Below are 26,207 nucleotides of genomic sequence, written 5' to 3' on the forward strand. Positions count from 1 at the left end.
GAGAGGAGTATTTAGTAATCAGCTAAAAATTATCGGAGGAGGAACCTTTTTGAATTTGAAAAAAAGTTTAATTTTGTTCTTTATTTTCCTTCTGGCCTTTTCAAACTCCGCTTTTGCAGCAACCGGTCTCCCTGACAAAAATTTAGGGGAATCCAGTCCAGCTGAAGCTGAAAAGGCAGCGGAAAGAGTGTTCCAGACGGATGATGAGGACAAGGAATATGATGCGAATGAAGAAGTACGAGTGATCGTTGAGCTAGAAGATGAACCGACGATTTATTCTGCGCAAAGTTTAGGCAAGAGTTATAGTGAACTATCTGATTCGAATAAACAGAAACTAAGGAAAGCGGCATTGGATGCCCAGGAGCAAGTGAAGGCATCCATACAAAGCCAATCGATTCCTATGGACTACAAAGAAAGCTTTACGACTGTAGTCAATGGTTTCAGTGGAACAGTGACTTATAAGTCTGTCGAAGTGATAGAGAGCTTACCGAACGTGGGCGAAGTACATATCACAAATGAATACGAGCGTCCGACAGAGCAGCCGGAAATGCTTTATAGTAAAGAACTGGTGAAAGCTCAAAAGACGTGGCAGGAATATGGTTATAAAGGGGAAGGAATGACGGTCGGTGTCATTGATACAGGAATCGACCCTGATCATCAGGACATGGTCCTCAGTGAAGAAACAGATCCGGAAATCAGTCCATCCGATGTCGATGCATTGAAAGAGACAGGGGAACTGGACGGCAAGTACTTCACAGAAAAGGTCCCTTATGGGTACAACTATGCGGATGAAAATAATGAAGTCCTGGATCTTGGCCCTGAGGCAAGCATGCACGGGATGCACGTATCCGGTACAGTCGGCGCCAATGGCGATGAAGACAACGGTGGCTTGAAAGGGGTAGCTCCGGAAGCTCAGATCCTCGGATTGAAAGTTTTCGGTAACGACCCTGAAATGCCATCCACTTATGGAGATATTTACGTCAAAGCGATTGATGACGCAATCCTATTAGGGGCAGATGTCATCAACATGAGTCTTGGTTCTACAGCAAGCTTTGTCGATGAGGAAGATCCAGAACAGAAAGCGATTGCAAGAGCGGTCGATAATGGTGTGATGATGGCTATCTCAGCTGGTAACTCAGCTAAATTCGGTGAAGGATTCGGTGCTCCATTAGCATCCAACCCTGACATCGGTCTTGTGGGAGCTCCTGGTCTTTCCACGGATTCCCTGCAGGTAGCGTCCTTCGAAAATGAATACTTGATGCTGGAAGGATTCAACACACGGATCAATGGAGAAGAAGGAACTCCTGTACCATTCCTATCTGCCAGCGATGTTCACCCTGACTCTCTGGGAGAAGGGTACCATGAAGTCGTTTATGCAGGTTTAGGAAGAACTCCCGGGGATTCTGATGTAGCTCCTGAAGCAAATGATTTTGAAGGTGTAGATGTGGAAGGGAAAATCGCGTTGATTCAACGTGGAGAATCTACTTTCGTCAGTAAGACACTGAACGCCCAGGAACGTGGCGCTAAAGGTGTCATCATTTTCAACAACGTTTCTGGTTATATCAGTATGGCATCAAGTGGAGAAATCAACATTCCTCAATTGTCCATCATGAAAGATTTGGGCGAGAATTTAAGAGATGAATTAGTAGAAGGGAATACAGTAGAAATTTCCTTTGAAGGGGAAGAAGTACAATCGATCAACCCTGAATTCGGAAACTTATCTTCTTTCACTTCCTGGGGGGTTACACCGAATCTGGATTTCAAACCGGAAATCACGGCTCCGGGCGGGAATATCCTATCCACACTTCAGGATGATGAATACGGCTTGATGAGCGGTACATCGATGGCTGCTCCACACGTTGCTGGTGGATCAGCTCTTGTAATGCAGCGCATTGAGGACGAATTCGACCTGTCAGGTGAAGACCGCGTCGAAATGGCGAAAAATATTTTGATGAACACGTCTGTGCCACAACTGGATACAGGTCTTTACAATGATCATTATCAATCAGGACTGGCTTTCTCTCCAAGAAGACAGGGAGCAGGATTGATGGACTTGCATGCAGCTATGCAGACACCTGCCATTGCCACAGAAAAAGAAACAGGACTTGGTAAAGTCGCTCTTAAAGAGATCGACGGGAAAGAGTCCTTCACTTTGACGGTAGAAAACTTCAGTGATGAAGCAGCTACTTATAATGTGGAAGGTACGGTCCAGACAGACATGATGGCAGATGGCGCAAGCCTGGAAGAAACACAAGGAATCTACAAAGAAGGAACCATCAGTGAAGAAGCGCCATACGCTGGGGAGTATCCATTAGAGATTTCTTCGGATAATGGTCGTCAAGTTGAAGAGGACTATCAAGTATTCGTACCAGCAGGATCTTCCACCGAGATCACTGTAACCGTTGATCTTGAAGATGCAATTGATTGGTACGGAAACCAGCCATTAGATGAAATCTTTGAAAATGGTTACTTTGTCGAAGGATTCATCACACTGGTAGACCCGGCTGATGTGAACCCTACATTGAATGTTCCTTACGTCGGTTTCAATGGTGAATGGGACGAAGCACCAATTGTAGATGACACCATCTACGAAACAGAAGGTGAATCTTTCTATGGTCAAACAGGTCTATTAACACCATTCGGAGCAGAGCTCTATTATCTTGGGGTCGATCCACTTCTTGGGGAAGAAGAAGCATTGACTGGATCCGAGCTTCATCTTGGTTTTTCCCCGGATGGAGATGGGATGGCGGATACAGTGATGCCGATCCTATCATTCTTAAGAAATGCGAAAGAAGTAGAATTCAATATTCTGGATGAAGATAAGAATGAACTTCGCACATTAAGGACAGAAGATGAAATAAGAAAACACTACTACGACGGAGGCGCTGCTCCTTCTTACACGATTTATGACCAAGCTGCGTGGGATGGGAAAGTCGACGGAGAAGTCGTAGAAGATGGATTGTATTATTATGAAATCAAGTCTGTTGTCGACTATCCAGATGCTGACTGGCAGTCTAAAGTGATTCCAGTCCGTGTGGACACCACAACTCCAGACTTGAATGTCGATTATGACGGGGAAACAAATGAAGTGACATGGGAAGCTGCCGATCAAGGGGCAGGTCTTTCCCACTTTGAAGTAGTTGTCAACGGGGAAACTGTAACAGAAAAACCTTTATCTGCGGATACAAAGTCTTTTGAACTTGAAACAGAAGAGGTAGAAAGTGTAAGAGTGGTCGCACACGACTATGCTGGTAACAGTACGACAGATAGTGCGCTTGAAGGTGAGGATGGAACGATTCCTTACGTTACTGCATTGACTCCGGAGGCGCTGGAATTCCAGACGAATAAAGCTGTACAAGTCATCGGTTATGTTAAGGACGATTCGGAAGTGGATAGTCTCACCATCAACGGTAAAGACGTGAAGCTGACATGGAACTCTGCCGAAAAACGTTTTGACTTCAACACGACGATCGACTTTAAATCTGATGGGTTGAAAGAATTGGAGTTCATCGCAGTTGATGATAGCGGAAATGATATCTCGTTCACTCGTCGTTTCTTGCTTGATTCTACAAGCCCTGAATTGACAGTGGATGGTCCACACGTAACAAGTGAAAGCGAAGTCGATCTTTCTCTTAACATGAAAGATAATGACGATTCATTAAGACTTTATGTCGATGGAAGCGAAGTGTATGCTCAAGGAAATAAGACACCATATGATATGAAGAATACTGACAAGGATTATACGCATACGGTTCAATTGGATGATGGCAAGAATACCTTCCAAGTAGAAGTGGAAGATGCTGCTGGAAACATGACTGAGAAAACAGTTACGATTTACCGTAGTGAGGAAGAACCAAAAGCATTCAATGATATTAATGAAAGCTACTTTGCTAAAGAAGCTATCGAGAAATTGAATGTTGCTGGTGTCATCAACGGATATCCAAATGGTGATTTCGGAATCAACGATCCGATCACGCGTCGTCAAGCGGCACAAATGATTGTCCGTGCTTTTGATCTTGATACTTCTAATGTCGAAGATCCGGGATTGAAAGATGTAGCCACAAATGATCGAGCTTATGGTGAAATTGCAGCCATTGCCAATGCTGGTATCATGGTAGGTTCAGCTAAGGGTGAGTTTATGCCGGACAAGACCCTTACTCGTGCAGAAATGGCGAAAATCGTAGTCGAAGCTTATGACCTTGAAGGTTCGACTTCAAAACGATTTGAGGATGTCTCCCCGGCTAGCTGGGCAGCTCCTTATATCAATACTCTATCAGCAAATGAAATTACCACTGGTTATCCAGATGGAACATTCAAGCCTGATAACGAAACAAGACGTTCCGAGTTTGCTATGTTCCTGGCAAGAGCGGAAGACGATCGTTTCAAAGAATAATAGCATACAGAAAAAGGGACCATTCCTCCGAATGGTCCCTTTTTTCATTTATAAAAGTGGGAAAGCAAAGGGGGCTGGTAAACGTCCACAAGAAGAGCGGAAGGAAACCGGGTTACATGTAGTTTCTACAAGCTCATCCAGAATACAGAAAATCGTCGTTTCTCAGACTCCGTATCCTTAGGGAGAAGATAACATTCTCTATTTCTAAATCTTGTCTCTGAAATTTTTGAATGGTGGCAAGAAAATAAATTGGAAAAAATGCGAAATGAGTCGATTTATCCCCTTTATTAGCAAATAAAAGATAGTATAATAGATAATGTATATACAGAAGCTTGTAAGATAAAGGAGGAGCGTAGTCGAACATGTCGAAAAAATGGTTATATGGATGTTTGGGTATTTTGCTTTTCGCCATTGCCGTATTTATCCCGCAAGGAAAAGCCCATGCGATGCATGATATTCCTGCTAAATATAAAACAGAAATCAATTATTTAGTAGAACGGGGAATTGTTAAGGGCTATCCTAGTGGAGATTTCGTGCCGAATGATGAAGTTACACGGGAACAAGCAGCCACAATGGTCGGAAGAGCTTTAGGATTAAATGGAAATAAAAGAAATACTGTGTTTCCGGGAGTGGATGCAGATTCATTTGCATCAGGTTACATACAATCAGCCTACGAACAAGGAATCATCACAGGATACCCTGATGGCACATTTAAGCCGAAGGAATCGATGACACGAGGAGAAATGGCCTATCTTATTTCTAAAGCATTTTCTCTTTCAAGACAAAGCCCAGTGTCCTACAAAGATGTAGAAAGTGCAGGGTCGCAATATGAAGCGATTAATAAGGTAACAACAGCTGGGATTGCAAACGGCTATAGTGATGGTACTTTTAAACCTGAAAAAACTATTACTAGAACAGAGTTTTCTTTACTCGTCGCTCGCGGATTGAACGATGATTTCAAAGTTTCACAAGAAGGGGATACGATTGAAGAACGTGTCGTAACTGCCGGTGTACTGAATGTACGGTCTGGTCCTAGTACTTCTTACTCTCGTGTCGGCCAAATTACCAGAGGAACTACGGTGAAGGTACATCATGTGGATGGAGAATGGTTGAGAATCTCAACTGGAAACCTCAATGGTTATGTACATAGTGATTATACCGCCAGTACAGTAAGCGGTAACCGCTCTATTGCAATAGATGCAGGACATGGCGGTGCCGATGGTGGAGCTCAATTTAATGGATTAGTAGAAAAAGAAATCAATTTGAATGTAAGCAAACGGATACGAGGTTACTTAGAAAATGCTGGCGTAGAAGTAATTATGACAAGAGATGATGATACGTTTATTCCGCTGGATGATCGTAATGCCTATGCAGTAAATCATGGTGCAGATGCGTTTGTCAGTATTCATTCCAATGCATTCAGTGACCCCAGTGCAAATGGGACAGAAACATATTATTCCTCACAAAGTCAGAGAGTTACAGATAGTAAACAATTAGCAACATTCATTCAGAATCGTTTATACAAAGCGATTGATACCAAAGATCGAGGTGTTAAAGACGTTCCTTACCGGGTGATCAGAAGCACGCCGATTCCTTCGACACTAGTCGAATTAGGGTTTACGACAAACGCTTCAGATGCCTCCAAGCTAGGATCCAGTTACTGGAGAGACCGAGCGGCGAAGGCAATTTCTGAAGGTATTATCGATTATTTCGAATGGAAAGAGAGTTAACACAAAAAAGGGAAAGCAGGGCTACCATCCTCTGCTTTCCCTTTTTTATTTTCACTAAACCTATCATTATTCCCCTATATGGCAGTATTCTGGAAGACTCGATTTTGAGATAACCGGGGTTCTTGCCGTATGAAGTGTCAGGGGTAGTGGGGAAGCAACTCGCTTTCCTGTGGGGGACCTGGCGAGCTTCCTCGGGCTGAAGCCCTGAGGGATCTCGCCTACCTCCTTCTCCCACGGGAGTCTCGCAGCTTCCTCACCACCCCATCAGAAGTAAAGGAGAAACAAACCCCTTTACCAAAATGTATGTCTTCCATTATACCCCTGTCCTGTGTTAATAGAGTGCGTTATACGACATGGGACGCATGGTTTTGAAAACGCGTACTAACCTTCATTTTCGCTTATTCTTGAAGCGGTTTCGAGATACTTATCATGGAAAGGGGAGGAGGGAAATGGTGAGACTCCTGTGGGCTCAGCGCCCGCCCCACGGAAAGTGTTCAAATGTGGAATCGCCCTGGGCGATGGAACTGGACGAACCTTTTCCCGAAGTCCCTAATCTCCCCCTAAAGTCTCGAAACTGGGTCTTCGAGGTAAGGGAGCTATAACTGAATAAAAAAAGGTTCTCTGCTAAGTGCAGAGAACCTTTTTGGTTTATTAGTTAGTAGCGCGGTAGAGGAATACGGTGAATTCACTTCTAGACGCTTCATTTGTAGGACGGAAAGTATTATCCGTATAACCGTGTGTTACACCAGAAGCTGCTAAGCTCTGAATCTCGTCATATGCCCAGTGATTACTATTAACATCTGAGAAGTCAGAAGTCGAACCACCCAAGTCGAATACTTTGTTGAATAGAGCAGCAATCTCTTCACGTGTAATATCATCATTTGGAGCGAATTTACCGTCTGTATATCCAGTGATATAACCTTTCTTCGCAAGGGCGTTGATATATCCAGAAGCCCAGTGGGAAGAAGGAACATCAGAGAACTGTTGATCGTTAGATGGGCTGATTCCTAGAGCAGTTGATAGCATCTTCGCTACAGAACCACGCGTAATGTTATTCGTTGGCATGAAAGAACCATTGTATCCTTCGATGATCCCCTCATTGCTCATGTGCTCGATGTGATCTGCTGCCCAATAGCCAACGCGTACGTCGTTATATTGATCAAGTGTTTCCGGTTGTTTTTCAGCAACTTTGACAGGTTCGTCATCAATCACACGTTTCGCGCCTGTATAGTTACGGCCCCAATAGCCTGAAAGGGAGGCAACTTCAATATCATCTCTTGAGTTTTCAGCCGAAATCATTTTGTTATTGCCTATGTAAATACCTACGTGCCAGATCGGGCTGCCGAAGAAAACCAGGTCCCCTGGCTTCAAGTCAGAACGACTGACGTATTCGCCTTGCTGATACTGGGAACGTGATGTGCGGTTGAGGTCGATTCCTGCTTTAGCGAAAACATATTGTGTAAAGCCAGAGCAATCGAAACCGCTCGGAGATGTTCCTCCGTAAACATATGGTGAACCAGAATACTGATGTGCAATATCTACTACTTGGTCCCGAACCTTTTGGCCTGCAAAAGCATTTGGTGTAAATAGTAGAAAGACCGTGGCGAATGCGACAAGTGACGTAAAGACTTTTCTCATTTGTAGTAATACTCCCCTTGTGTTTTTGTCTACTCTCTTAATCCTTTATAAGCGTAACACAACAATATTCGTCATAGTTTTACATTTGTGTAACATTTAAGTTTCATAGGTTTTACTGCCTTGGCAAACGGGTAAAATCCACCGTTTAATCATGTTAATAGGAAACAGTGGTTTTAGGTGGCTTATGAATTAGATAAAGTTTCCTATTATCAATAGAAGTACTTTCCGTGCACTGAAAGACGGCTTCGTTCTATGGTAAAATCATGGCAGTTGATTTATAGTGATAATCATTGATATAGAAAAGCTATGGATTGAAAGAGGTATATACATTGAAATCAAAATTAGGAATCGCAAGTATATTATTTATCGGAGCGACATTGCTCCTGAAAGTATCAGGATTAATCCGCGATATGGTCATCGCTTACTACTTTGGGGATAGTTATGTGGCTGATGCTTACTTAGCGGCATTCATCATCCCGAATATGTTGATCCTGTTCATGACGAATGGAATGAAAAATGCGCTTGTACCGAGTTATATCGAATCGGTAGAAGAAAATAGAGGAAAAGTTTATCTTGGGCAAGTATTCAAAGGGTCATTTGTACTAGCGTTCATTTTGTCGATTATCGGCATGTTGATTGCCCCAGTATTAATGCCGCTCCTTTATCCGGACTTTAATGAAGAAGCGACACAAATAGCTACATGGGTGACGATCATATTCTTCGCCTGTATTTCTTTTGTAGGCATGAATAGTGTTTTGGAAGCATTTTTTGATGCGGAGAGCAAGTTCTCTTTATCGATTGTTTCACAAATCATCGTCATTTTAAGTTCGATATTTGCTGCTTTCCTGTTTGCGAATCAGATCGGCGCCTATTCCCTGGCGCTCGGTTATTTAGCCGGAACGATCTTCTCTTTGATTTTCAAACTGTTTATAGTCGTGCCGCGGAAGGTAATGGATGTAAAACAGAAGATCGATTGGGGAGAAGTGAGACAGTTTTACTGGATCTTCCTGCCCGTCGGGTTAACCGTCGCTGTGGGGCAGGTCAACTTGATGGTTGGTGTCATTTTTGCGAGTCATCAGGGAGAAGGTGCGGTAACATACATCAACTACGCGAAAAACCTTGTCCACATGCCGCAAGCGATTTTCGGTGTCACCATTGCGACCATTATTTTTCCGTTGTTATCGAAGGCAGTGACAGTAAACGATACGGACCAGTTCAAAAGAGGCATTGAAAAAGGTTTGACTACAATGTACCTGGTCCTTTTGCCTGCAGTCATCGGAATGATGTTATTGATGCCTAACCTGATCGAGCTCTTTTATGAACGCGGTGCTTTCAGTGAGGAAGCGACCGTAGCAACGACACAAGTCGCATACCTATACTTCGGTTCTGTGGTGTTCTTTAGTTTGAACAATGTCATTAACAAAGGGTTCTATACGATGAAGAAAGGGCACCTCATCCTGATCATCAGCAGTGTGTCGATCGCTTTTAACGTATTGTTCAACTTCCTGTTTGCCGAATGGCTCGGCTATTTAGGCATCCCGCTGGCAGCTTCCCTGATGGCTTTTTTCTATACAGCTGCTTGTTTAGTCGTATTTGTCCGCTTGGTCGGAGGACTGGATTTCAAATATTTATTGAAAGATTATTTGAAGATTACTTTGGCCGTTGCTGTGATGAGTGGGGCTGTTTTAGGAGTCCAGCAATTAGTGGCAGGCTGGCCTAATCTACTGGAAATCGTCGTTGTGGCAATCGTCGGGGCTATTTTCTTCATTGGGGCAGCTTATTTATTAAAAGCTCATGCATTCCTATTCTTATTAAGAAACATAACGAAACGTAAGGGGTGAATGGTATGAATAAAAAAAGAATGGTTGATGAATGTAACTAGACCCGTCAATCGACCTTTAACAAGGAACATCTTGAAAAATCATTACAGTGGATCCATGGAAACAAAACAGGTGGAAAAGGAGCAGACGATATTGGTGCTTGCTCCCCATATGGATGACGAAACCATCGGCCCTGGAGCGACATTAAGAAAGCATGCCGAACATGGCGCGGAAATCCACTGTATTTTTATCACAGATGGTGGCGGCAGTGTCAGTGATATGAGCGAAGAAGAATTGAAACAAAGCCGTCGAGATGAAATCGAACAAGTCGTAAACATTCTAAAGCTGTCGAGTGTCTCCTATATGGATCTCCCTGATGGCGGGGTGAGTAGTGAGCCGGAAAACATTCGATATCTTAAAGAAACGATCGAAAGACTGAACCCTGATGTGATTTATACGACACCATACATTGACGCACATACGGACCATACAGCAACAGCTCAGCTTCTAGCGGATACATTGAAAGAAATAAATCGTGAAGTCGTTGTCCGTATGTATGAAATCAACTGTGCTTTTCCGCCAGACTTTATTAACTGTTTGATTGATACGACAGACCAGTATGGAAAGAAAGTACAAGCGACCGAAGTGTTTGCTTCTCAGACGATCGCTTTTGATGGTTTTCTCGAGTTGAACCAATTGAAAGGGAACTTAGCGAAAGATCGAATTCCATCCGCAGAGGGATTCATCGAACTAGAGAAAAGAGACTTTATCAAGCATTGCGATGCTTTACAACAAAAGCAACTGAACTTTCCGAAGCTTTTCAAACAAGTCAACAGGACAGATACCCTTCTATGGGCAATCTTCAAGAATTACGATCAAAAGAAAGATTTCTATCGCCACTCTCTTTAGTTGTCAGGAAGGAGCTCAACATGGGAAAACGCGTACTCGTAATCAGCAATATGTACCCTAGTCGTAAAAATCCAACCTATGGAATTTTTGTAAAGAACCAAGTGGAAGCCTTAAAGGAAAAGGGGCTCGATATTGAGATAGCCGTCAACAAGGATAACCGTGGTGGAAAAGTAAACGTACTGAAGAAATATGGAATATGGCTTTTGAAGACTCTGATAAAACTTCGGAAAGGCCGTAGTTTTGATGTGGTTCATGCTCACTATATCTTTCCGAGCGGGTTACCTGCCCTTTTGTTCAAAAAGCTTTTTCATACAAAACTAGTCGTCACTTCCCACGGCGGGGATCTTGATCAGATGGCGAAAAAGAACAGGTGGATCCGTAAAATGACGGAGTACATTTTAAAGGAATCAGACCATGTGATTGTGGTGGGGGAAGCGTTGAAGGAAGAGGTCACAACGAATTTTGGCGTGAACGAAGAAAAAGTCTCCCTAATCAATATGGGAGTCAACCGTCAAGTCTTTGCCCCGATAGATACGGAAGAGGCTAAAAAAGAACTGAATTTATCACTGGACAGTCAGCATATCTTGTTTGTCGGAAATTTAATAGAAGCAAAAGGATTGCGCGAGTTGCTTTCCGCCTTTCAACAACTTCGACAGGAAAACAAGGAAATAGAACTGCACATCCTTGGTAGTAAAAAAAATATAAATTTTCTCCATGAACTGAAGGCAAGTATTGTACCAGAGAATAGAGAACTCGTCCACTTTCATGGAACAAAAGACCAGAAAGTAGTAGCGCAATGGATGGCGGCTGCCGATCTTTTTGTGCTTCCGTCTCACATCGAAGGTTTCGGTTTAGTGGCACTGGAAGCGATGTCCTGTCACACTCCGGTGGTTGCCTCTGATGTCGGCGGCTTATCCTATTTGTTGAAGAACGGAGCAGGGGAGCTTGTGCCACCGAAAGACGCGCTCTCCCTCGCAGAGGGAATTAAGCGAGTGTTAGAGGGTGCTTCCTTGAGAGAAGGAATGGTCTCTACAGGTGAACGACTTGCTCAAGAGAATGATGATGAAGTCATGTTGAAACGAATCATAAATCTTTACGGATAATGAAGCGGAATATTTTGCCTTGGAGTGATTGAAGTGGTCCTTTGTAAGGTGCAGGGATCACTTTTTTGGTTCTATTGAATCTCTAGAAGGAGAGAATGCATTAATTATGCATTCTCTCTTGTTCTAAAACATTTACACATTCGATACACTTGTTTAAGGTTGCTTCAGTTAAAATTGAATGATTGTCTCTGATTCGGAAATGGATCAGTGTCCCCCCTTATGCTGAGAATCTTCATACGTTCATCCTCATCCCCATTTGTAACGGTTTTTTCCATTTATATTCTGAAAACCTTCCTTAATGAAATATCCAATTTCATCTCTATGAATAATAAATAATGTCAGGGAATTCCATGCTTCTAATGTCCTAACTTTATTTCTATAATTTTCGCTAAAAATAGTCAATAAATTGTAAAATTTTCTCTAAATGTCTTCATTCTGAGGGGAATTACTGATATAATATTGAAAGTTGAAAAAAGCGTTCCGTTTCTATAGTACAAATTATATCTCCCGATATCATATAAGTTACCCCATCTGATGTACACATTTATACAGTTGGGGTTTTAATATGATTAGGACCATAAATTCCAAAAGAAGAGAACTTTATAAATCTTTTGTAAAATAAACCTACAATGAATTTCCCTGTCATTCGTATGTTTATGGAAAGAGGGATTATGTCAAAAAGAATATTAATTATCACACAAAACTTTTACCCTGAAATCGGTAGTGCAGGCAATAGGATGAAAAATATCTATCTGATGCTGAAAGAGTCTGGCTATGATGTAGAGGTTATAACTACTGATCCTACTTATCCGAACCGAAACTTCTATGAAGACTCCTCATTTTGGGACCACGAAGAATTAAATACTACCCCCGATATAACGCGAGTGAAGATCAGGAATAGGAAGTATTCAAGAAGTTTTTCCAACAGACTTATTTATTATTTAGAAATGGCTTCTAAAATGGTGAAGACTGTTCTGAAGAGAAGCAGGAACTATGATTATGTCTATACCACTTCTCCTCCAATTTTTGTTGCGGTTGTCGGTCTTGTAGCTAAGTTCAAATTCAGAGCTAAGCTTGTTCTCGAAATTAGGGACTTGTGGCCAGATTCGTTGAAAGGGGTAGGTGTATTTAACAATCCTTTTATTATTCGTCTATTCCGACGTATTGAGAAGTTGTTATATAAAAAAGCGGATGAAATAGTGGTCAACAGTCGAGGATTTATCAGCCACATAGAAGGTCAACAGGAAACTGCAGCAGGTAAGGTTACATATGTACCTAACGCGGCTAGACTTCATGAGGTGGCAACTGATACTCAAAGCCAAGGTCAATTTAAAGCTATTTATGCTGGGAATTTAGGACTGGCTCAAGATAACGAAATGCTATTATTACTAGCAGAAGAGCTGAATAAAAGGCATGTGGATTTAACCATAATGGGGTACGGCTACCACAGCCAGCACTTAAAGACAGAAATCGATGCAAGATGTCTTCAGAACGTAAAATTTGTACAACCGGTTACACGGGCAGAGTGTTTTGAAATCATTGCTTCACATCAGGTAGGTATAGTTACTTTGGTAGATAAAGAGGTTTTTAAAACTGTGCTTCCAGGTAAAATCATAGATTATATGACATGTGGTGTACCAGTAGTGGGCTCAGTAGATGGGTTTGCAAAAGAAGTGATCGAAGAGAAAGATGCAGGTTTTGTTTCACAGACCAAGGATGCGGATAATTTGATAGCTTACGTTGATAGACTTTTAAATGACACTCTATTACAGCGTAGAATGAGTAATAACGCACAGCAGTACGTTAAAGAAAATTTTTTGTGGGAAAAAAACATCCATTCTCTTCTTGAGTTGATAGAAAGTGAAGAACAGGAAGAGCGAATGGAAATAAACTACGTAAGGTTGAACTTTAATGAATAAGAATGTATGCATGTTTGTATGGAACCATTTTACGAACGATGCTAGAGTCCTTCGTGAATGCACAGCACTTTCAGAACAAGATTATAAAGTAGATTTAATATGCATTCATGACCCTAAAGACGAGGGTCTCCCCATGTATGAAGAACGTGATGAAAACTTCCGAGTTTTTCGTGTGCGGAGGTATCCGGTACTATTACAATTTATGCAAAAGGCTTATCGGTTCATAATGGGGAATAGACTTTTAGCCATACTTGCCTTTTTGGTTTGGCTCGTGTGTATGTACACAAGTCCAGTTTTTATTGGAACTCTTACAGCTCTTTCCTTTGCCTTACTTAAAACAAAAGTTAGAGTAGTTTGGATTAGAGGAAGTATCATCCTTCGTATGATATTAAGAGGTTATCAACGGAATTATTCAATCTATCATTCTAATGATCTTAATACCCTTCCTCAAGGATATATATGCTCGAAATTGCGTTTTAATAGAAAAAAACTTGTTTACGACTCTCATGAAGTACAAACAAGCAGAACAGGTTATGAAAGTGAATACCATGCAAAGTTGGAAGCTTTCCTCATATCTAAGATCGATTCCATGATTGTTGAGAATCATACACGTGCAAAGTATAACGAAGATCTATATGGGTTTTATCCGAATGTAGTACACAATTACCCAATTAAACTAGAATCTAAACACTCACAAGAGAAAGCTCCCTTACATGAGATGCTTGATTTGCCTGATGATGAAAAAATTCTTTTGTATCAAGGTGGCATTCAAACCGGAAGAGGACTTGATAAATTAGTGAAAGCCATGTCACTCATAGAAGAAGGGACGCTTGTCTTCATAGGAGATGGAAAGATTAAACCTCAACTTAAAAAGATGGTTCAAGAAATGGAAGTGGAAGATAGAGTGAAATTTCTTCCTAAAGTCCCGTTGTCGGACCTGCCTAGTTATACAAGAAATGCTTATATTGGGTTTCAGGTATTAAATAATGTGTGTTTCAATCATTATTCGGCATCTTCAAACAAATTATTTGAATATATGATGAGTGGAATACCGATTGTGGCCTGTAGTTTTCCTGAAGTAGAAAGAGTTGTCAAAGGCGAAAGAGTGGGCATTTGTGTAGATTCTCATGATTACAAATCAATCGGAGTAGCTGTAAATCATATATTAGCAAATGAACAATTAAGAAATAAATTATCTAAGAATTGTTATGATGCAAGCTTAAAGTATAACTGGGAAGAAGAGAAATATTCATTGCTAGAGGTATATCACATGAATACAAAAAGCTTGCTAGCAGAAGGAGTGTAGCAAATGGTTCAGGTTTATGAAAGGGAAGTAAAGCAACAAACAAAAGATCAACCTTTAACAACTAACCCAGTTGCATGGTTGAAAGAGCATATTACAGGACCTTACGTATTAGAGTCCAGCCTATCTGCCCGTGATTTAGAACACCAGAAAAACACTGCACCATGGTTAATGGATGCTTTACAAGTAAATATGGAATTTAATTCGAATGTCGCTTTTTCGAAGACCGTAAATTTTATAGAGCCAGATGTTTTAGATGGAAATTTTAATACAATTGTTATTCAAGAAAACTTGTTAACCATAGCGGAAAATAAGGATTCCATTAAAAACGTCATCGATAGAATATGGTCTGAAAATGGAAAACTGATATTACTTACAACTGAACCAAACAGGGAAACTGTTCACGAGCGAATGTACTTAATTAATCAACTCATTTCAGAGTTTTCCCTAGGTCGACTAGTCGATTGTTTTGTATCCTCCGATTGGGCGGGAATTGTTTTTGCGAATGAAAATAGTGCACAAGATACTAATTATGTATCATCTATAATAAAAAATTCACTAAATAAAGAGAATGAACTTATCTATAAGGTCCGTCAATTAGAGAATTATATAGAGGATTTGCAACAGGAAAAAATTTCACATAATGATCTTGCAAAGTTAATAAAAAAACAAGCAACTGTCGTTGATAAAATTAAACAGAATCAGGAGAAAGATAAACCTCGAAATACTAAATCAAAAGACGTTCAACGATTAACCCAGCAACTAATCAAAGAAAAAGAGCAAAAAGTTAAATTGAAAGAACAAATAATTCAGATGTTCAAGAAGGAAGCTCTGCTGTTGAAATCGCACAGAAAGTTGATAAAGCGCTATGAATCGTTGAGTACCTCTAAATTAGGAAGAATGACTATTGCATATTGGAAATTTATCAACCGTATAAAGCGAGGTAAATAACTATGAATATCGTCAGTATTGACAAGAGATTAAAGTCGATAGAAAGAGAACAGAAAACATTACAACTTTCCATAAATCAAGAGTATAAAGAAATTACAAACTTAAAGAGTGGGACAGTTCCTCAAGAAAATAAAAAAGAAACATCAAAATCTGTAGATTCAACAAATGACAAAACGAAAGATTATTTGGATTATAGAAAGAGAACAGCAGATGAAAAGTATTTTTCACGTATTAAGCAATTGATTACAGATATACCAGATAGTAATGGGAGTAAGTTCTTTACTAAGAGAAACGTGAATGTCGGCATCGTGGCTGATGAATTTTTGTATCATTCGTTTAAAGATGTTGCTAACTTCAATTATTTAACTGCCAAAAATTATAAAAAATACAAGGGAAAGTTAGATATCTTTTTCGTTGCAACTACTTGGAAGGGTCTTAATAGGGAATGGCGTGGAGTAGCCAACTCAAAATCGAATAGGCGTAAAGAACTCTATGAAATGATAGATTTCTTTAAACAAGATGGAGTCAAGATTGTTTTCTATTCTAAAGAAGATCCTGTTAACTATGACCGTTTCATAGACATAGCCAAAAAATGTGATCACATTTTTACCACGGCGAAAGAAGTTGTTGATGATTACAAAAATGAATGTAAAAACGAAAATGTTCATATTCTTGAATTTGGAGTAAACCCTTTATACCATAACCCTGTTGGAATGAAGAGTGTGAAGAAATTCAAAGATGTATTCTTTGCCGGCTCATGGTTGAATAAGTATCCAGAACGTCAAAAGGAAACCATTACTATATTTGATGGCGTGGTGGACTCGGGACGTGATTTAAAAATCATTGATCGTAATTATACTATTGATCATCCTGATTACTTTTTTCCGCGGAAATATGTGAAGTATATTTCGCCAGCCATACCGCATGACTATCTGCAAAAAATTCATAAACTCTATGATTGGGCAATAAACCTTAATTCAATTAAATATAGTGAAACAATGTTTGCAAACCGTATTTATGAATTGCAAGCCATTGGTAACGTAATTTTGTCTAATTATAGTGTTGGAGTTAACAATAAATTTCCTAACGTATTCATGGTTCATAATAAACGAGAAGCGACTGAAATTCTTACAAAGATGCCTGATGAAGAAGTGTATCAGCATCAAATTAACGGGATTAGAAATGTAATGTCAAACCATACAACATTTGATCGATTTGATGATTTATTAGCGAAGGTGGGTCTGGCTGGAAAGACGCAGGACCCAACGAAGAAGGTCTTAGTAGTTGCTGATAAGATTACAGGGAGTACTAAGGATATATTTGAATTACAAACATACCCTCATAAACACTTAGTTGCTTTGGATTCTTTGACAGAGGAATTCAAAGAACAATTTGATATGATTACTTTCATCGATGGAAATCGACATTACGGAGATCATTATTTAGAAGATATGGTAAACGGCTTTAAATATACTAATAGTGATTATGTCACTAAAGATGTGTTTTATGATCGTGATCAATTATCAGAAGGTGTAGAGCATGATTTTGTTTCCATTGTAAAAGACAAATATCAAACGGTTTTCTGGAGTGATTCCTTTAGATTAGAAGATTTGGTGAACCTTGGTAAGAATGAACAGGTACCCAACGGTTACTCTATTGATCACTTTGAGTATAATTCTATAAATCATGTAGTTGAGAATCCCACTACGCAAAAAAACTATGACGTGACGGTCATTGTACCTGTTTACAATAATGGTAAACACCTTCTAAATAAGTGTTTCCAATCTTTAAAAAGAAGCAGTATTTTTGATCAAATGGAAATTCTCTTAATCGATGATGGATCCACAGACCCGGAAACAATCAGGGCAACAAGACGTTTATATGAAGGTTTCGAAAATGTGAACTTATACAGATTTGATGGTAGTGGCAGTGGAAGTGCATCAAGGCCAAGAAATAAAGGGGTACAACTTGCAACTGCACCTTATGTAACCTATTTGGATCCAGATAACGAAGCAGTGAATGACGGTTATGCAGAATTATACTCAATGATGAAACAAGATGATGAGCTTGATATCGTTATGGGGAATATGATTAAACTGGATAATGAGCGTCGGAGCAATTTTGATTATTATAAAATTGTCACAAATTGTTTGAACAGTGAAGAGGTCATTGATCCAAAAGAGTTCTTGAAGGCTGTAAATATGCGTGCTCATAGTATTCAAACAATGTTGATGAAGAAAGAACTTATTATCGATCATGGCCTTGAAATGGTAGAAAGTGCTGCAGGGCAGGACACGATGTTCTTCCAAGAATTAATGCTCAACTCTAAGAAAACCAAAGTAATAAATTTAACGATTCATATTTATTATGCTGCGGTTGCTGGGTCAGTAACAAACACTATCTCAAAGAAATTTTTTGAGAAATATTTGATATTAGAAAAAGAACGCTTGCCATTTTTGGTAAGGTATGAGCTTCTAGATACCTATATGGACAAAAGATTTACGTTTTACTTCAAGAATTGGTATCTTAAAAGACTAAATAGAATATCAGAAGTGGATCAAAAAGATTCTATAGACACTCTTTATAAAATATATGACTTATACCGTAAGCATTTGGATAATAAGGATGAAAGATTCAAGGAATTTGAAGACTTGTACAGCAAAGGGGACTATGAAGGAATCATAAAAAATCTGTCTAGCTAGAGGTGGGAATATTGTCAGAAAATTATCAAATGCTTGAATTGAATTTTGAAGATTTGGGAAAAACGAACTTTTTCACTGACGAACCAACTATTTTCAGAGTGATGAAAGATGGAGTACCTTTTGAATTCCTCGTACGCCTTCGTGAAACTTCTGAACGTTTACTAATTATGAATAATGGCGCTTACAACGCTGAAAAGAATAATCCCCCTATATTTCAGAGACATTCATGGATGAATAAGATTATAGGCTCTGTGATTATAGTAAGTGATCCTACATTATATTTAGGTAAAATCAATCTAGGATGGGGACAAGGAACAAAAGAGCGATTTTATTTAAAAGAGATTGCGAATATATTAAATAGAATTTTATCGAAAGTGAACTATGAACCTGATAAAGTACAATTTTATGGAAGTTCCGCAGGTGGGTTTATGTCAATGTATTTAGCTACATTAGTTGAGGGTTCTACTGCTATAGTAAATAACCCACAAATTGATGTAAGCAAATACTATAAACAACATGTTGAAGCCATGTACAAGTGTTCGTATCCACAAATGGACAGAGACGAAATTACCCAAGAATATAAGGTGCGGTTATCCCTAGTAGAACTCTTCAAGGAATATGATTATATTCCTAAGATATACTATCTGCAAAATCTTGCTTGTAAACATGATGTTAGTAATCATTTATTGGCTTTGTTAGAAGGTATAAAAAATAGAAAAGATAAAAATCATATTTTGTTTAATTTTTATCACAATGAACAGGAAGGACACCTTCCTAAAGGAAAAGAAGATACTTTGCATGTATTGAATGAAACTCCTTCCCAATGTTCTTTTATCAAGTTGAATTCTTTAGAGACGTCCCAGCTTATTAAAATTACTAATGTTAATAGAAAGTCAACAGATATAGGAAACCAAATATTAAGAAATAACTTCTTTATAAAGAATGGTTTAGATTCAATAGATTTTTCTGAAGGGATAAATTGGGATTATGAGCATGGTGCTAGTGGAAACACTTATCAGTTGTATTTACAGTCTCTAAACGTCCTCAGTTACTTGCTAAACGCTTTTGAACAATCTTCAAACCTCAAGTATTTGTTAAAAGCCCATGAAATTACTGAGTCGTGGATAGCATATAACGATAAAGATCCAGATAATTCTATGCTTTGGTATGATCATCCGACGGCATATAGAGCACATAATCTAGTTTACTTTTTGGTTCTCTCTCAAAAGCATATTCATTTAGACACAAAGAAGTATGCTAAGCTAGTGGAGAAGCATGCTGAATATTTAATGTCTGATGATAATTACAGAAAGAATAATCACGGTATTATGATGGATAGAGCTTTGATTTTGTTAGGTATAGTAATGAAACATCCTAATTCAGCTAATTGGATTCAAAAAGGGATTTGGCGTCTAAAGGATACATTTTACTCTAGTTACAGCCATCAAGGTGTGCATCTCGAAAATAGTCCGGAGTACCATCGAATTGTTGAAACTCTCTATCGTTCAACCGAGCAGTTTCTAAAGAAAAACCAGTTGACACTCGGAAAAGATTTAATTGACTTACTGGGGTTATCTAACGATTATTATAAATATATAACGAAACCAGATGGGTTTATGCCTCTAATTGGTGATTCGGGAAAATTAGCTGTAAAAGGGACGGAAAAGAAATTTGATAGCTTTCATGATCAGACAGCTGGTATAACTATTATGCAGGAAAAATTCGGGAAGGAAGATAAGCAATCCACTTGGCTATCATTTGTTAGTGGTTACGAAACAATTACACATAAACATTTTGATGACCTTTCTATCTCCCTATTTTACAATGGCAGCGATATACTAGTTGATTCCGGAAAATATAGTTATGGAAAATCAAAGATAAGAGGTTACGTTAAATCACCTAATGCTCATTCTATATTGTCTTTAAGGAATAAGCGGTATAAATTGGATGAGTCGAAGGGCCAAAAAACAATTGCTACATCATCTTTTATGACGAATAACCGCTTAGATATAGTAAAAGGGCATAATAATGCTTACCCTGGCGTTAAGCTGGAAAGAACAGTTTTGTTCTTCAAACCTCATATTGTTGTAATTGTCGATGAGATTGATAGTGATAAACAAAGAGATTTTTCTCAGCTATTCAATTTAGCACCAAATATTGAAATCTTAGAGCAGTCACCGAGGAAAGTGAAACTTAAATCAGATAAGGATCTAATAGAAATGGAACAATACACTCCTTATGATGAATTGCTTATCCATGAGGGAAACTTAGATGAACCACGCGCTTTAATAGCAGAAAAATTCGGCAAGGTCATAGAGACCAAACAGCTGGAATTTATCAAAAAGTGTAAAAAAGGTCACCTTTTAACTGTCTTTAAATTAGGAGAAGATTCTATAAATGAATTTCACTCAGCAAAATATAAAGCTGGAAAACTTACCATTGATTTATTAAACGATACAGTAAGTACATTTATTTAAGAGGGAGGAATTATAATGAAATTAACTACAATTGGTCTAGGATATATCGGGTTACCAACATCTGTAATGTTTGCGAAATACGGGGTGAACGTAGTTGGTGTAGATGTAAGTGAAAGAGTAGTTGAATCACTGAATAATGGGAAGATCCATATCGAAGAGCCCGGCTTACAAGAGACTTTGACTGAAGTAGTGGAGGCAGGCAAGTTCAGTGCCTCTTTACAACCGGAGAAAGCTGATGCATTCATCATCGCTGTCCCTACTCCTAATAATGATGATGAGCATAAATCTTGTGATTTAACATACGTGAAAGACGCAGTTAAGAATATACTTCCTTTTGTAGAAAAAGGAAATGTGTTAATCGTGGAATCCACGATTGAACCACGAACAATGGATGACCATATCAAACCATTAGTTGAAGAGGCTGGTTTTATTGTCGGGGAAGACATCTTTCTCGTGCATTGTCCAGAAAGAGTACTGCCAGGGCAGATTATGCACGAATTAATTTACAATAATCGTATTGTTGGTGGGATTACAGAAGCATGTACAGAAGCTGGAGCAGAAGTATATGAAACCTTTGTTGAAGGTGAAATTATTAAAACTCAGGCGAAGACGGCTGAAATGTCTAAGTTAATGGAAAATACTTACCGAGATGTAAACATTGCTCTAGCAAATGAATTAACTAAAATTTGTGATGAATTGGAAATAAATGCTCTCGATGTGATTGATATGGCTAATAAACATCCACGCGTGAACTTGCACACACCAGGACCGGGTGTTGGTGGGCATTGCTTGGCAGTAGATCCATATTTCATCGTTTCAAAGGCTCCCGAAACAGCTAAATTGATTGATCAGGCACGTGCTGTCAATGTTTCTATGCCTGAATTTGTCATTGGCAATGTTCATAAACTGATGAAGAATGTGGATGGAAAAGTAGTTACAGTATTTGGTCTTGCTTATAAAGGAAATGTAGACGATATTCGTGAAAGTCCCGCAATGGAAATCTATGAAACTTTGAGGGAGCAAAGCACCTTTGAAGTACGTGCGTACGATCCTCACGTGGATAAAGCCTTTGTGGAGAGTGACATAAAAGAAGCCGTCAAAGGTTCTGATTTAATCTTGCTATTAACTGATCATAATGAATTCAAAGAACTAGACTGGAATATGCTAGAGGCGTTTATGAATAATACTCAAGTATTTGACACGAAGAACATAGTGAGGAACGTGAATGAAGAGGTAGCCTATATGAATTTCGGAAACCTTCATCAATATAAGAAGAAAGCAACGGTCATGGCATGACACCTGCGCTTAGAATCATGAAGGAGCAACTAATAAATTTTCCACTGATACTAAGACTCGCCCTTTTTGAGATTAAAGGGAAATATCAAATGCACTACTTGGGTATTTTGTGGCAAATTATTAACCCAATGATTCAAGTCGGGGTTTATTGGTTCGTTTTTGGAGTTGGATTAAGACAAGGAGGGGCTGTAGGAGACACGCCCTTCATTGTCTATTTATTGCTAGGGATTGTTCCTTGGTTTTTTATATCACCTAGCATTGTACAAGGGTCAAATAGTATATACAGCAAAGTTAATCTTGTATCTAAAATGAATTTCCCAGTAAGCGTACTACCTTCTATAACTATATTAGGGAATGCGGTAAATTTTGCGTTCATGATGATTCTATTGTTCGCAGTGGTATTTGCTCACGGAATATACGGCGGTGTTTCCTTAATTCAACTTCCGTATTATTTGCTATGTATGTTTACATTCATGTATGCATTTACCCTATTTTCATCTACAATTTCTGCAATCATTCGCGATTATCAATTGCTAGTTCAATCTGTAATGAGGATGCTCTTCTTTGTAACACCCATTTTTTGGAGTATGGATAGTTTCCCTGAGAAACTACAAACGGTAATCAAACTAAACCCATTTGCTTATATTGTCAATGGTTTTCGGGATACTTTTCTTGGAGGCGGCTGGTTTTATGAAGATTGGCGTTATATGCTATATTTTTGGTCAATAACCATACTAATATTATTGGTGGGTTCAACGTTGCATGAAAACTTTAAGAGTAAATTTGTAGATTACTTGTAATTTGGAGGCTTATGAATGACAAAGCCAGTAGTAAAATTTTCGAACGTCACCAAAGAGTATAGTCTATTTAAGAAGAAATCAGATCAATTGCTAGACATTTTATCCTTTAAACGTATTAATAGAAGTTTTTTAGCATTACATGATATTTCTTTTGAAGTGGACCCCGGAGAAACGATAGGTATTATCGGAACCAACGGATCGGGTAAATCGACCTTATCTAATTTGTTAGCTCAAGTAGTCCCTCCTTCTTCCGGGAACATTAACATTGAAGGAGAGACATCCTTGGTTGCTATTTCAGCCGGATTAAATAATCATTTGACAGGCTATGAAAATATAGAACTCAAGTGTCTAATGCACGGGTTGAGTAAGACGGAAATAGCCAAAATCTCCCCGTATATTATTGATTTTGCTGATATAGGTGAATTTATCTATCAACCGATAAAGAATTATTCAAGTGGAATGAAGTCCCGCCTAGGATTTGCGATATCAGTTCATATCGAACCAGATATTCTTATTGTAGATGAAGCTTTGTCTGTAGGGGATTCTACTTTCCATCAGAAGTGTGTCGATAAATTTAAGGAATTCAAAGAACAAGGAAAAACGATATTTTTTATCAGTCACTCCTTGTCCCAGGTAAAGAAAATATCTGACAGAATCATTTGGGTGAGCTACGGCCAAATGAGAATGTTTGATACAACAGCTAAAGTAGCAAAGGAATACAATGCCTATATTAGTTGGTTTAATGAGTTAACTAAAGCTGAAAAAAAGAACCATAAGAAAGACATGCTTGCTACACAATTTGGCAAATTTAGTGGAAATAACAACGGATCTTCATTCCAAAATAGTGAGAAAGGGAAGAATACTGGGGTTAAGTCATTAATCCCAGCGTTCTTAATGATGTTATTGACATTATTGAGTGGGGCCTCCATGTTTTTTGAGAATCCTTCCGAGATAGTTTCAAGCAAATGGAAAAATATGAATTTAAATTCTAAAGAAGTTCAGTCAGAAAATAGCGAAAAACTTCAAACTCAGTCTGAAACTATAGACGAAGAAATCAATCAAGAAGCGATTGCGTTAGGACAACTTATTTTATATGAGGATGTGGAACTCATAAATAATAAAGAGGTTGTTCCTTCCCTTACAAAGCTATATGTTCAAGGTCTTATTGGCAAGTCTTATAAACTAAAGTATCAAAACAGTATCTTTTATGCATCTAAAGACAAAATAGGCCTAGTAAATGGTGAAAGTCATAACTCAGAGTTTACCCTTGAGGAAATATCCAGATCGTTCAGCAGTAGATTTGTACAATCGTACGAATACTTTTTCGCTTTTAGTTCGGCAAATATTGACGAAATCAAGTCTATTTTTAATGGAATGACTAGTGAGATTGAATTCCCCAAAGGTGATGTGCTTTTAGAATATTCTAATGATCATTTAGCTTATCTCTTTGACGAAGAAGGCTCAATGAAAGCAATTCATGTGTATTCGATTGACCTTGGTAGTCCGATTATTGAAGATATTAAAGAAAATTCCTTAGCGGCTACTGATGGTAATGGAAGCTACTACGTCAAATTGGATCAATATAATGTCATTCTAGATGTGGAAGAGAAAAGAATGTCTTTTTTTCCAAATGATTAATGATAAACTTCGTGTAGCGTTAGATGAAGACGGATTGAGTGAAATGTAGTCGTCACTATAAGTTTTGAAATGAGGATTAAAGAAATGAAAAAAGTTATGGTCGTATTCGGCACAAGGCCTGAAGCCATTAAAATGTGTCCATTAGTAAAAGAATTAGAAACTAGAACAAATATAGAAACAACCGTATGTGTTACTGGTCAGCATAAGGAAATGCTACAGCAAGTATTAAATGCATTTAGTGTAGAACCGGATTACAACTTATCCATTATGAAAGATAAGCAGACGTTGTTTGATGTAACTACAAACATTCTGGATAAGATGAAAGCAGTGCTCGATGAAGTGAAACCGGATGTTGTATTGGTACACGGAGACACATCCACTACCTTTGTCACTTCGTTAGCATGTTTTTATTTACAAATCCCAGTAGGGCATGTGGAAGCTGGTCTTCGTACGTATGATATTTATTCCCCATATCCTGAGGAATTTAATCGACAAGCAGTCGGTTTAGTGGCGAAGTATAACTTTGCTCCGACAGAAATGGCAAAAGAGAATCTCTTAGGAGAGAAAAAGGACGAACCAAGTATCTTTGTAACTGGGAATACAGCGATTGATGCTCTTAACACAACGGTCAGAGAGGATTATGAGCATGAACAGGTCTTATGGGCATCAGACAGTCGTTTGATCATGATTACAGCTCATCGACGAGAGAACCTTGGAGAACCGATGAGGAATATGTTTAAAGCAATTAAGAGGATTGTTGATGAACATGAAGATATTAAAGTGATTTATCCTATTCATATGAATCCTGTAGTAAGGGAAGCGGCTAATGATATTCTTGGTAATCATGATCGCGTGAGGATTATTGAGCCATTGGAAGTTTTGGACTTCCATAACTTCCTTTCAAGGTCCTATATGATCTTGACAGATAGTGGTGGTATCCAAGAGGAAGCTCCAAGTCTAGGTAAACCCGTGCTCGTTATGAGGGATACGACTGAGCGTCCGGAAGGTGTAGCTGCAGGTACGTTAAAACTTGTTGGAACGAATGAAGAAAATATTTATAAAAACTTCAAACTCCTTCTTGAAAATGGAGAAGCATATAAAGAAATGAGTCAGGCCAGCAATCCATATGGGGATGGATTAGCTAGTAAGAGAATTGCTGATGTGTTAGAAAAAGAAGAGTAAACAGAAAAAGAAGAGTGGGCAAGGTAGTGCACCCCGGAAGTTAGAGTAAAAAAATCTAACTTCCGGGGTGTTTTGTATGGCAAAGTATAGTAAGGAATTTAAATTGAAGGTGGTAAGGGAATATCTCCAGGGACATCAAGGGTACGTTCTATTAGCTAAAAAGTACTCGATCCCTAGTGATACTCAAATTTTACGTTGGGTTCATGCTTATCAAGCATTCGGGGAAGAAGGGTTAAAAAGGAAGCATTCTAAAAAAGTCTACCCTGTCCAATTCAAGATGGATGTATTAAACTTTAGGAAACAGACAGGAGCTTCTCTTCAGGAGACTGCGATTGCTTTCCAACTG

General features: G+C 38.8%; 16 protein-coding genes. 15 read left to right on the forward strand and 1 reads right to left on the reverse strand.

The window, feature by feature from the left end; genetic code table 11:
• The first annotated feature begins 49 nt into the window (after nt 1-49).
• On the forward strand, nt 50-4,393 hold the full coding sequence (locus BMZ58_RS14620) for a S8 family serine peptidase (RefSeq protein WP_075037300.1): 4,344 nt from the start codon (nt 50-52) through the stop codon (nt 4,391-4,393).
• 362 nt (nt 4,394-4,755) lie between these two features.
• Nucleotides 4,756-6,123, forward strand: a complete 1,368-nt coding sequence (locus BMZ58_RS14625; protein WP_075037301.1) for an N-acetylmuramoyl-L-alanine amidase — start codon at nt 4,756-4,758, stop codon at nt 6,121-6,123.
• A gap of 651 nt (nt 6,124-6,774) precedes the next feature.
• Here BMZ58_RS14625 and BMZ58_RS14630 read toward each other — a convergent pair.
• Nucleotides 6,775-7,761 carry a C40 family peptidase gene (locus BMZ58_RS14630; protein WP_075037302.1) on the reverse strand — a complete coding sequence of 329 codons (987 nt, stop codon included), beginning with the start codon at nt 7,759-7,761 and terminating at the stop codon, nt 6,775-6,777.
• Between the two features lie 329 nt (nt 7,762-8,090).
• On the opposite strand from BMZ58_RS14630, the gene murJ reads away from it, so the two are divergent.
• From murJ to BMZ58_RS14695, 13 genes are all read left to right on the forward strand, one after another.
• Nucleotides 8,091-9,602, forward strand: coding sequence for a murein biosynthesis integral membrane protein MurJ (gene murJ / locus BMZ58_RS14635; protein ID WP_075037303.1), 1,512 nt, complete (start codon nt 8,091-8,093; stop codon nt 9,600-9,602).
• Nucleotides 9,603-9,698: 96 nt separating this feature from the next.
• Nucleotides 9,699-10,490, forward strand: coding sequence for a PIG-L deacetylase family protein (locus BMZ58_RS14640; RefSeq protein WP_167360093.1), 792 nt, complete (start codon nt 9,699-9,701; stop codon nt 10,488-10,490).
• 20 nt (nt 10,491-10,510) lie between these two features.
• On the forward strand, nt 10,511-11,593 hold the full coding sequence (locus BMZ58_RS14645) for a glycosyltransferase (RefSeq protein WP_208601422.1): 1,083 nt from the start codon (nt 10,511-10,513) through the stop codon (nt 11,591-11,593).
• Nucleotides 11,594-12,249: 656 nt separating this feature from the next.
• Entirely contained in the window at nt 12,250-13,512 is a 1,263-nt protein-coding gene (locus BMZ58_RS14650; protein WP_244151589.1) for a glycosyltransferase family 4 protein, read from the forward strand.
• The gene (locus BMZ58_RS14655; RefSeq protein ID WP_075037306.1) at nt 13,505-14,818 is read left to right on the forward strand and encodes a glycosyltransferase; all 1,314 of its coding nucleotides are present in this window, start codon (nt 13,505-13,507) and stop codon (nt 14,816-14,818) included. Before BMZ58_RS14650 ends, BMZ58_RS14655 begins: the two co-directional genes overlap by 8 nt.
• 3 nt (nt 14,819-14,821) lie before the next feature.
• The gene (locus tag BMZ58_RS14660) at nt 14,822-15,766 is read left to right on the forward strand and encodes a hypothetical protein (RefSeq protein ID WP_075037307.1); all 945 of its coding nucleotides are present in this window, start codon (nt 14,822-14,824) and stop codon (nt 15,764-15,766) included.
• Between the two features lie 2 nt (nt 15,767-15,768).
• Nucleotides 15,769-18,468, forward strand: coding sequence for a glycosyltransferase (locus BMZ58_RS14665; protein ID WP_075037308.1), 2,700 nt, complete (start codon nt 15,769-15,771; stop codon nt 18,466-18,468).
• An 11-nt stretch (nt 18,469-18,479) separates the two neighbouring features.
• Nucleotides 18,480-20,945, forward strand: coding sequence for a heparinase II/III domain-containing protein (locus BMZ58_RS14670; protein WP_244151591.1), 2,466 nt, complete (start codon nt 18,480-18,482; stop codon nt 20,943-20,945).
• Between the two features lie 15 nt (nt 20,946-20,960).
• The gene (locus BMZ58_RS14675) at nt 20,961-22,241 is read left to right on the forward strand and encodes a nucleotide sugar dehydrogenase (protein ID WP_075037309.1); all 1,281 of its coding nucleotides are present in this window, start codon (nt 20,961-20,963) and stop codon (nt 22,239-22,241) included.
• Nucleotides 22,238-23,041, forward strand: coding sequence for an ABC transporter permease (locus BMZ58_RS14680; RefSeq protein WP_075037310.1), 804 nt, complete (start codon nt 22,238-22,240; stop codon nt 23,039-23,041). The genes BMZ58_RS14675 and BMZ58_RS14680 overlap by 4 nt, the downstream gene beginning before the upstream one ends.
• Before the next feature lie 15 nt (nt 23,042-23,056).
• Nucleotides 23,057-24,679: an ABC transporter ATP-binding protein gene (locus tag BMZ58_RS14685; RefSeq protein WP_075037311.1), complete on the forward strand. Its 1,623-nt coding sequence runs from the start codon at nt 23,057-23,059 to the stop codon at nt 24,677-24,679.
• An 84-nt stretch (nt 24,680-24,763) separates the two neighbouring features.
• Nucleotides 24,764-25,861, forward strand: a complete 1,098-nt coding sequence (gene wecB / locus BMZ58_RS14690) for a non-hydrolyzing UDP-N-acetylglucosamine 2-epimerase (RefSeq protein WP_075037312.1) — start codon at nt 24,764-24,766, stop codon at nt 25,859-25,861.
• Between the two features lie 76 nt (nt 25,862-25,937).
• On the forward strand, nt 25,938-26,207 hold a 270-nt coding region (locus BMZ58_RS14695; RefSeq protein WP_139207351.1), incomplete at its 3' end, for a helix-turn-helix domain-containing protein.

The sequence above is a fragment of the Halobacillus dabanensis genome (genome assembly GCF_900114165.1).
Taxonomy (GTDB): domain Bacteria; phylum Bacillota; class Bacilli; order Bacillales; family Halobacillaceae; genus Halobacillus; species Halobacillus dabanensis.